The sequence below is a fragment of the Streptomyces sp. NPDC037054 genome (assembly GCF_055606745.1).
Genome location: NZ_JBVJSJ010000011.1, coordinates 286,807 through 295,458, shown reverse-complemented (window position 1 = coordinate 295,458; position 8,652 = coordinate 286,807). Strand labels below are relative to the sequence as shown.

The window sequence follows — 8,652 nt, the reverse complement described above, 5'->3', positions numbered from 1 at the left end:
AGCGACTTCGCCGTGGCGCCCTCGAAGAGCTGCATGAGCTTCTGCAGCGGGTCGTAGCCCTCGCTGCGGCGGTCGTGGATCAGGTCGAGGGCCGTGCGGACCTCTTCCTCGCTGAAGCGGGCGATCGGCAGGATCTTGGAGGCGTGCACGATCGCCGAGTCCAGGCCGGCCTTGACGCACTCGTCCAGGAACACGGAGTTCAGCAGGATGCGGGCGGCCGGGTTCAGGCCGAAGGAGATGTTCGACAGGCCCAGCGTGGTCTGCACCCCCGGGTGGCGCCGCTTCAGCTCGCGGATGCCCTCGATGGTGGCGATGCCGTCCTTACGGGACTCCTCCTGGCCCGTGCAGATCGTGAACGTCAGACAGTCCACGAGGATGTCCTCCTCGTGGATGCCCCAGTTGCCGGTCAGGTCGGCGATCAGACGCTCGGCGATCTCCACCTTCTTCTCGGCGGTACGGGCCTGGCCCTCCTCGTCGATGGTCAGCGCGATCAGCGCGGCGCCGTGCTCCCGCGCCAGCTCCGTGACCTTGGCGAACCGGGACTCGGGGCCGTCGCCGTCCTCGTAGTTCACCGAGTTGATCACCGCCCGGCCGCCGAGCCTCTCCAGTCCGGCGCGGAGCACGTCGACCTCGGTGGAGTCCAGCACGATCGGCAGGGTCGAGGCGGTCGCGAACCGGCCGGCCAGCTCGGCCATGTCGGCGACACCGTCACGGCCGACGTAGTCCACGCACAGGTCGAGCATGTGCGCGCCCTCGCGGATCTGCTCGCGCGCCATCTCCACACAGTCGTCCCAGCGGCCCTCCAGCATCGCCTCACGGAACTTCTTCGACCCGTTGGCGTTCGTCCGCTCCCCGATCGCGAGGTACGAGGTGTCCTGGCGGAACGGCACCGTCTGGTAGAGGGAGGCGGCGCCGGGCTCGGGCTGCGGGCTGCGCTCGGCCGGAGCCGTCCCCCGGACCTTCTCCACCACCTGCCGCAAGTGCTCCGGAGTCGTGCCGCAGCAGCCGCCGACCAGGGAAAGGCCGTAGTCGCGGACGAAACTCTCCTGCGCCTGGGCCAGCTCGGGAGCGGTCAGCGGGTAGTGCGCGCCGTCCGAGGTCAGCACGGGCAGTCCGGCGTTCGGCATGCAGGACAGCGGCACGCGCGCGTGGCGGGCGAGATAGCGCAGGTGCTCGCTCATCTCGGCCGGGCCGGTCGCGCAGTTCAGGCCGATCATGTCGATGCCGAGCGGCTCCAGCGCGGTGAGCGCGGCGCCGATCTCGGAGCCCAGCAGCATCGTGCCGGTCGTCTCGACGGTGACCGACACGATCAGCGGCACGTCGTGCCCGGTGGCCTCCATCGCGCGCCTCGCGGCGACGACCGACGCCTTCGTCTGGAGCAGGTCCTGCGTGGTCTCCACCAGCAGCGCGTCGGCGCCGCCCGCGAGCAGGCCCTCCGCGTTCTGCTGGTAGGCGTCGCGGATCGCGGCGAACGTGGTGTGACCGAGAGTGGGCAGCTTCGTGCCGGGCCCCATGGAGCCGAGCACCCAGCGCGGGCGCCCGTCGCAGGCGGTGAACTCGTCCGCCACCTCGCGGGCGACCTGGGCACCGGCCTCGGACAGCTCCACGATCCGGTCCGCGATGTCGTACTCGCCGAGGGCGGCCAGGTTCGCGCCGAAGGTGTTGGTCTCCACACAGTCCACACCCACGGCGAAGTACGCCTCGTGCACCGCGCGGACAACATCGGGCCGAGTCACGTTCAGGATCTCGTTGCAGCCCTCCAAGCCCTGGAAGTCCTCGAGCGTCGGGTCCTGGGCCTGGAGCATGGTGCCCATCGCTCCGTCGGCGACCACCACCCGGGTGGCGAGTGCCGCCCTCAGGCTGTCACTGTTCGTTCCCGTCACGACAACCCCCTCAAATGAGCCACGAGATGCGCGGCGCACCCCACTCCGTAGGTGGCTCGCAGCCTCGTGATCAGCGCGTCGCGGTACAGCCGGTACTCCTGCGTCCCGACGTAGTCCAGGACGGTCGCGGCCAGGACGCAACCAAGTTGGGTTGCGCACTTCTCCGGCACTCCCCACGCCGCGCCGGCGAGAAAGCCCGCGCGGAAGGCGTCACCGACTCCGGTGGGGTCGACCACCCCCGACACCTCGACGGCGGGTACGTCCAGGTTCTGGTGACCGTCCCGTCGGATACGGACCCCCGCGGCCCCGTGCGTGGTGACCCAGCAGCCGACGCGGTGCAGGATCTGCGGAGTGGTCAGCCCGGTGCGCTCCTGGAGCAGCGCGGCTTCGTACTCGTTGGTGAACAGCCAGCGCGCGCCGTCGATCAGTTCGAGGACGTCGTCCCTGCTCAGCCGGGCCAACTGCTGGGAGGGGTCGGAGGCGAAGGGAACGCCCAGCGACCGGCATGCGCGCGTGTGCCGCAGCATGGCCTCGGGGTCGTCGGGCGAGACCATCACCAGCCCGAGTCGCCCGACCCGCTCGACCACCGTTCTCAGGTCGATCCGTCGGGCCTCCGTCATCGCACCGGCGTAGAAGGTCGCGATCTGGTTCTGCATCCGGTCGGTCGTACACACGAAACGCGCCGTGTGCCGTTCCTCGCTGACAAGCACGGAGTCGGTGTTGACCCCGTGCTGCTTCAGCCATACCCGGTAGGGCTCGAAGTCGGCACCGACCGCGCCGACGAGCACCGGCCGCAGGCCGAGCAGCCCGAGGCCGAAGGAGATGTTCGCTGCCACGCCGCCGCGCCGGATCTCCAGACGGTCGGCGAGAAAGGAAAGGGAGACCCGGTCGAGACGGTCGGCCAGCAGCTGCTCGGTGAAGCTCCCCGGGAAGGACATCAGATGGTCGGTGGCGATGGAGCCCGTGACAGCGATGCGCATCTCAGCCCTCCACAGCCCTGAGCAGGGCGTCGACCCGGTCCGTGGACTCCCAGGTCAACTCCGGGCGTTCGCGCCCGAAGTGGCCGTACGCCGCGGTCTGCGCGTAGATCGGGCGCAACAGCTCCAGGTCGCGGATGATCGCGGCGGGCCGCAGGTCGAACACCTCGGTGATCGCCGCCTGGATGCGCTCGACGGGCACGTCCTCGGTGCCGAAGGTCTCCACGAACAGGCCGACCGGCTCGGCCTTCCCGATCGCGTAGGCGACCTGGACCTCGCAGCGGGAGGCGAGGCCCGCAGCAACGACGTTCTTGGCAACCCAGCGCATCGCGTACGCCGCCGAGCGGTCCACCTTGGACGGGTCCTTGCCGGAGAAGGCACCGCCGCCGTGCCGGGCCATGCCGCCGTACGTGTCGATGATGATCTTGCGACCGGTCAGGCCGGCGTCACCCATCGGACCCCCGATCTCGAAGCGGCCCGTCGGGTTCACCAGCAGCCGGTAGCCGTCGCTCTCAAGGGTCACGCCCTGTTCGGCCAACGCCTTCAGAGTCGGTTCGACCACAAGCTCGCGAATGTCCGGGGCCAGGAGACCGTCCAGGTTGATGTCGGGGGCGTGCTGCGAGGAGACGACGACTGTGTCCAGGCGCACCGGGCGGTCACCGTCGTACTCGATGGTGACCTGAGTCTTGCCGTCCGGCCGCAGATAGGGACAAGTGCCGTTCTTGCGGACCTCGGTCAGTCGCTCGGCCAGCCTGTGCGCGAGGTGGATCGGCAACGGCATGAACTCGGGGGTGTCATCGCACGCGTAGCCGAACATCAGGCCCTGGTCGCCCGCGCCCTGCCGGGACAGCTCGTCGGCTTCCGCCGCCCCGGCGGCGCCCTCGACGCGGGCCTCGTAGGCGGAGTCCACGCCCTGTGCGATGTCCGGGGACTGGGATCCGATCGACACCGACACTCCGCAGGACGCCCCGTCGAAGCCCTTGGCGGAGGAGTCGTAGCCGATGTCGAGGATCGCGTCGCGCACCAGTTGGGCAACGGGGGCGTACGCGGTCGTGGAAACCTCGCCCGCGACGTGCACCTGGCCAGTGGTGATCAGTGTCTCCACGGCCACGCGCGCGGCGGGGTCCTCGGCCAGCAGCGCGTCGAGGACCGTGTCACTGATGCGGTCGGCAATCTTGTCGGGGTGGCCTTCGGTGACGGATTCGGAGGTGAAGAGCCGTCGACTCATCTCACTTCACCTCCACACGGAAGAAGTTGGCGTCGATGGCGTCGAGTGTGCGGATGGCGTCGACCTCGAGGGTTTCCATCTCGATGGCGCGTCCGCTGTGCTGCTCCAGCAGGAAGACGAACTCCACGAAGGACAGGGAGTCGATGAGGCGGTTCTCGATCAGGTCGAGGTCACCCGGGATGTCCTCACGTTCCGGGTGGCGCTTGAGGATCCAGGACTTCACCTGCTGCAGGGCCTCGCTCATGGGTGTGCTCCTCGCGATGCTGTGAAAAGGGTGTGTGGGCAGGCGTTTCACGGCCGGGGGCCGGAGGGATCGCCGATGATGGGGGCGGCGACGGCTACCGCGTAGTCCACGTCGTGGCTGATGCTCACCGTGATGTCCGTGATGCCGGACGCCGCCGCCATGTCGGCGGCGGTGCGCCGTAACTCGACGAGCGGCCAGCCGCCCTCGGAGCGGCGCACCACGATGTCCCGCCACGGCAAGAACCGGCCCCGGACCCGCAACGTCTTGAACGCCGCCTCCTTGGCCGCGATCCGGCCGCAGAGGCTGAGCAGGTCGAGCCCGGTGGACGTACGGCAGTCGGCGAGTTCTCCAGGGTCCAGCATCCGCTCGAAGAACCGTTCGCCGTGGTCCTCCAGGAGAATGCGGACGCGGGTGACGGACACAATGTCCATGCCGAGGTTCGCCCAGCCCGGGCCGCCCGCGGCGGTGGGGTGGGCCGACACGTCAAGCCCCCGGCCCGACCGGGGAAAGACTGTCCCTGGCCGCGTGGACGGCCTCGGTGGCGGCGGCCCAGCTGCCGTGTCGCCGGGTGAGCGCCGACAGCCAGCGCTCCAGCCCGAAGGCGACGCAACTGGTGAAGGCCGGGCCGCCGGTGCCGGCGAGGGTGATGGAACAGCGGTCGCCGAAAAAGTTGCGGTGGGTGTTGACGGAGGCGATCGCCAGGTCTTCGTGGAGGAACTCGTGTTTGACGGGCGACAGCCGCTGCAGCACCGCCTTGGAGCCACCTTTGTCGTAGAAGGGGTCGGTGGCGGGTTCCTTGCGCAGGGGCAGGTCGAGGGCCTCGGCGAAGGCGGTGATGCGGTCGCTGAAGTCGCACAGGTGGCTCTCGGCGTGCTCGCGACTGCCCAGTGCGACGATCTCCCGCATACGGAAGCTGAGTTGGCGCCGCAGGCCCTCGTAGTGGTTCTCCCTGCGAAAGCACCAGCCGACGACGGTGACGAGGGTGTCCTCGGCAACCTCGCGGCCCTCGTGGTCGAGGTACACGGCGTAGCAGGACGCGGACGGCAGTCCCAGTTCGGCGGGTTGCAGGGCGCTGCACGGGAAACAGCCCGTGTCGGCGCAGAACTCGCCACGCCGGTCGACGTCGATCGGAGTGGCGACCACGGCCTGGTGTGGAAAGTTCTCGTAGTAGTCGAGGCGCCGCAGATCCGTGGCCGGCAGCAGGGGGGGCATGGTCATGGGGGTGGCTCCGGATGCCACCCCCCACCCTTCGAAGGTCTCGTCGAGGAGCCGCAACAAGGCGGTCCCCTCCGGCCCGAGGGAGGGCAGGCCGCGGGCTTCTCCAGGTGAACTTCGCGGCACTGTGGGCGTGGTGTGCACGGTGGTGACCACCTCTCGGTTGGGAATTCCGGCGGGTCAGATGACCGGCAGCGTGTCGTCGGAAAAGATCCCGGTCTTGACGAAGAAGGCGAGCGGCTTGCGGATGGCCCTGCGCTCGTGGACGCGCCGGCGCTCGTCGGCGAGGAGGGCGTTGCGCAGGGCCAGCGGGTCGGTGATGCCGGCGTCGCGGTAGACGTGCGGGTTGTAGAGGGAGTTGACGCTGAAGACGACGTAACGCTTGAGGTAGCTCTCCACCTCGCGCAGCCGCTCGTCGCCCACCGCCTCGCGCATCCTCAGGAACAGCAGCGAGACCAGTTCCCGGCCGAACGCGATGTGCCGGGACTCGTCCTGGTGGTGGATGCGGTTGACCTGACGGATGGTGTCGCAGAGTGTCTCGTCCTGCGCCATCCGCATGTTGTAGTGGTCGACGAGCTCCTCGAAGAACAGGATGCGGGCGAAGACGAGGAAGTTCTCGACCTCCGGTTCCCACGCGGAGTCGGCGCGCATGGCCGTCGAGGCGTAGATCTTTTCGCCGTAGCGGCGGCAGAACTCGGCGAAGAACCACATGTGTTCGTTCTCTTCGCCGATGAAGTGGTGGAAGAAGTCGGACGGCACCTCGAAGCCGGGCATGTGGATGCGGCCCACGACCTCGATGAGCAGTTCGCGGATGCCGTGCACGTTGAGGCTGTAGAAGTTGATGGACTCCCACTTGGACAGCCGGTGCAGGGTCTCCTCACCGAGCTCGTCGAAGTACGGGGTGCCGTAGGGGGTGAGCAGTTCGGGGCTCATCCACAGGCGGTTCTCGTCGAGCCTCTCGGGCCAGTCGAACTGCTGGTACGGGTTGTAGTAGTCCTCAATGGCCTTCTCGCTGAGCCGTCCGAGGATTTCGAGGAAGCGGTCGGTGACGGGCAGGGCCGTGGCGGCCATGGTCTCTCCTGTTGGGTACGCGGGTGTGCGGTACACGGGCGGATCGGGGCCTTCGGTCCGGGTGGTCGGGGCCGTCAGGGCCGGACCTCGTACACGGCGTTGACCGGGGTCTCGGTCGCGCGGCGCCAGCGGGTGAAGCCGGCCTCCTCCGCGATGGCCCGGAACGCCTTCTCGCCGGAGTGATTGCCGAGGGCGTGCGGACCGCGCTGAGCGACGGCGACGGGCAGGCACATGACGGCGGACAGCGACATGAACATGCGGGCCGCCGGGGTGCGGGTGTCGATGTCGGCGGGTGAGACGTTCGACTCGACGAGCATCCAGGTGCCGTCGGGGTCGAGGGACTTGTGGACGTGCTGCGCGGCAGCGACCGGGTCACCCATGTCGTGCAGGCAGTTGAAGAAGGTGACCAGGTCGTAGCCCGTGCCCGGGTAGTCGTCCGCGGACGCGGCCTCGAAGACGACGCGGTCGGCGAGACCCGCGTCCTCGGCGAGCTGCCGGGCGATCGTGACGGCTTCCTCCGAGTAGTCGAAGCCGTACACCTTGGCCTGCGGGTACGCCTTGGCGATGAGGAGCGTCGTGTGCCCCACCCCGCAGCCGATGTCGGCCACGGTGCCGCCGTCCGCCAGCTTCTCGGTGACGCCCGCCAGCGCGGGGAGCCAGTCGCTCAGCAGCCGGTGCTGATAGGTGGGCTGGAAGAAGCTGCCCATGCCGGTGTCCAGGGCCGGGTCGTGCTCGGCCCAGCCGACACCCTCACCGGTGCGGTAGGCGTCGGCCAGGAGGTCCTCGGTGGCGTACAGCGCCTTGAGAGCGGTGAAGAAGCCCGCGGCGAAGGTCGCGGACCCGGTCTCGGCGAGCACGGCGGCGTGCGCTGCGGGCAGCGTGTACTTGTTGGACGACGGATGGCGTTCCACGTAGTCGGCACTGAGCTGGGCGTGCAGCCACTCCTCCGCGTACCGCTTGGTGATGCCCGCCCGCTGCGCGAGTTCCTCCGGAGTGAGCGGTCCGTGCTCGGCGAGCGCGCGGTAGAGGCCGAGCCTCTCGCCGAGGGAGACGGTCAGGCCGCGGACCGCAGCCGCCGCGTCGTCGATGACGCGCTGGTGGAAGACGGTGGTCGGGTCGGTGCTCGGGGTGCCGGTCGGTTCGGTCATGACGTGGCCTCGTCTCGGGTCGCGGTGAACAGGAACGACCGCGGCACGCCGGGCACCTCGCGGGGCGGCACCGGGTAGGGCCAGCGGCCGAAGTCGGCGCCGTCCTCACCGGGCTGCTTGACCTCGCGCACCGTCCAGCCGCAGGTGGTGAGCAGGTGCTCGGGCTCCTCGGTGCCGAACAGCCAGGGGTTGCCGTCTTCCGCCAGGGCCTTCATGAACGGCCGCGAGAGCGGGTTCTCCAGGGCGGCCCTGCTGATGACGTCGCCGAGCAGGACGGAGCCCGGCGCGCTGTGCTGCCACAGGGTCGTGATCAGGGTGCGCACGGCGTCCTCGGGCAAGAAGAACAGCAGACCCTCGACCACCCACAGCGTGGGCTGCTCGGAGCGCCAGCCGGCCTCCTTCAGCGGACCGGTCCAGTCCTGGGTGAGGTCGACGGCGACGGTGCGGCGCTCACGCCCGGCCGGCTCGGGCTCGTCGGCGAGCATGGCCGCCTTCGCCTCGAGGAGCGCGGGGCGGTCGAGCTCGTAGACGGTGACGCCGTCGGGCCAGTCGAGCCGGTAGTAGCGGGTGTCCATGCCGGCCGCGAGGAAAACGACCTGATGGATCTCTCCGCCAACCAGCGCGCGGGCGATGGCGCGGTCCAAGTAGGTGGTGCGGATGGCGAGGAACGGCACGGTTCCTGCGCCCGCGTAGCGGTCGAGCAGGTCGAAGCCGACGGTTCCGGCGACGGTGCGGGCGTACGGATCGGCGAACAACCGGTCCTCACGCTCGGTTTCCAGGGCACGCGCGGCGGCGGTCCACTGGGCGGTGCGGGATACGGCCTCCACAGGAGGTCTCCCTTCGGGAAGCGCTTCGGAAACGGGAGGGCAACGGAAATGTCGGACGG

The 8,652-nt window shown here is 69.4% G+C and carries 9 protein-coding genes; all 9 read right to left on the bottom strand.

Annotation, left to right across the window (positions count from 1 at the left end):
• Positions 1 to 1,814: homocysteine S-methyltransferase family protein (locus ACZ7D7_RS25810; protein WP_470827297.1), on the bottom strand; the 1,814-nt coding region annotated here is incomplete at its 3' end.
• 65 nt (positions 1,815 to 1,879) lie between these two features.
• On the bottom strand, positions 1,880 to 2,863 hold the full coding sequence (locus ACZ7D7_RS25805; protein ID WP_470827286.1) for a carbohydrate kinase family protein: 984 nt from the start codon (positions 2,861 to 2,863) through the stop codon (positions 1,880 to 1,882).
• Between the two features lies 1 nt (position 2,864).
• Positions 2,865 to 4,088, bottom strand: coding sequence for a methionine adenosyltransferase (gene metK / locus ACZ7D7_RS25800; RefSeq protein ID WP_470827285.1), 1,224 nt, complete (start codon positions 4,086 to 4,088; stop codon positions 2,865 to 2,867).
• A gap of 1 nt (position 4,089) precedes the next feature.
• Positions 4,090 to 4,332: an acyl carrier protein gene (locus ACZ7D7_RS25795; protein ID WP_470827283.1), complete on the bottom strand. Its 243-nt coding sequence runs from the start codon at positions 4,330 to 4,332 to the stop codon at positions 4,090 to 4,092.
• Between the two features lie 47 nt (positions 4,333 to 4,379).
• Positions 4,380 to 4,814 (bottom strand): holo-ACP synthase, encoded by a 435-nt coding sequence (gene acpS / locus ACZ7D7_RS25790; protein ID WP_470827282.1) that lies wholly within the window; start codon positions 4,812 to 4,814, stop codon positions 4,380 to 4,382.
• A 1-nt stretch (position 4,815) separates the two neighbouring features.
• Positions 4,816 to 5,550, bottom strand: coding sequence for a class-II aminoacyl-tRNA synthetase family protein (locus ACZ7D7_RS25785; protein ID WP_470827281.1), 735 nt, complete (start codon positions 5,548 to 5,550; stop codon positions 4,816 to 4,818).
• A 177-nt stretch (positions 5,551 to 5,727) separates the two neighbouring features.
• Positions 5,728 to 6,618: a diiron oxygenase gene (locus ACZ7D7_RS25780; protein WP_470827280.1), complete on the bottom strand. Its 891-nt coding sequence runs from the start codon at positions 6,616 to 6,618 to the stop codon at positions 5,728 to 5,730.
• A 74-nt stretch (positions 6,619 to 6,692) separates the two neighbouring features.
• Positions 6,693 to 7,766: a class I SAM-dependent methyltransferase gene (locus tag ACZ7D7_RS25775; RefSeq protein ID WP_470827278.1), complete on the bottom strand. Its 1,074-nt coding sequence runs from the start codon at positions 7,764 to 7,766 to the stop codon at positions 6,693 to 6,695.
• The gene (locus ACZ7D7_RS25770) at positions 7,763 to 8,593 is read right to left on the bottom strand and encodes a class I SAM-dependent methyltransferase (RefSeq protein WP_470827276.1); all 831 of its coding nucleotides are present in this window, start codon (positions 8,591 to 8,593) and stop codon (positions 7,763 to 7,765) included. Before ACZ7D7_RS25770 ends, ACZ7D7_RS25775 begins: the two co-directional genes overlap by 4 nt.
• Positions 8,594 to 8,652 lie beyond the last annotated feature (59 nt).

Coding starts and splice junctions, on each gene's coding strand:
- ACZ7D7_RS25775 (WP_470827278.1), bottom strand. CDS start 7,766: ATGACCGAACCGACCGGCACCCCGAGCACCGACCCGACCACCGTCTTC.
- ACZ7D7_RS25780 (WP_470827280.1), bottom strand. CDS start 6,618: ATGGCCGCCACGGCCCTGCCCGTCACCGACCGCTTCCTCGAAATCCTC.
- ACZ7D7_RS25795 (WP_470827283.1), bottom strand. CDS start 4,332: ATGAGCGAGGCCCTGCAGCAGGTGAAGTCCTGGATCCTCAAGCGCCAC.
- ACZ7D7_RS25785 (WP_470827281.1), bottom strand. CDS start 5,550: ATGACCATGCCCCCCCTGCTGCCGGCCACGGATCTGCGGCGCCTCGAC.
- metK (WP_470827285.1), bottom strand. CDS start 4,088: ATGAGTCGACGGCTCTTCACCTCCGAATCCGTCACCGAAGGCCACCCC.
- ACZ7D7_RS25805 (WP_470827286.1), bottom strand. CDS start 2,863: ATGCGCATCGCTGTCACGGGCTCCATCGCCACCGACCATCTGATGTCC.